The organism is Gluconobacter sp. P1D12_c (genome assembly GCF_018812105.1).
GTDB lineage: Bacteria > Pseudomonadota > Alphaproteobacteria > Acetobacterales > Acetobacteraceae > Gluconobacter > Gluconobacter oxydans_A.
On record NZ_JACSIQ010000650.1, the window covers coordinates 1 to 402 of the forward strand.

Sequence of the window (402 nt, forward strand, 5' to 3'; positions counted from 1 at the left end):
CGGGAACTCTTGAGTCTGTTGATGAGGTCACAAAATATGTGACTAAGCCGAACGATATTGAGACGATGGAGGATGGCCATCTTGAGTGGTTCTATAATGAGACACTCAATACGCGACTGATACAGAGGTACGGATCGTTTAAGGAGTTCAAGGGGTCTCTTAATGATGAGAGGCTTCGCATCGTTCGAGATCAGTCTGATGGATCTCTGAAGATGATGAAGAAGCGTGTCATCAATGATGCTGAGCTTTTCACGAAGCGTGATGAAGGCGAAGCCACGATAGGTGTCCCTAAATCATTGGATATGTTCGGGCCCGATATTGCTATGGCTCTCTGTGTTGAGCCTTCTCTTGATGGTCGTGTCATCGTTGGTGATGAAATAAAATTCGAGCAGATGGAGAATA

Annotated in this window: 1 protein-coding gene; it reads left to right on the plus strand. The window is 45.5% G+C overall.

Annotated elements, in window-relative coordinates:
- On the plus strand, positions 1–402 hold a 402-nt coding region (locus tag KP705_RS18580), incomplete at both ends, for a protein rep (protein WP_215765375.1).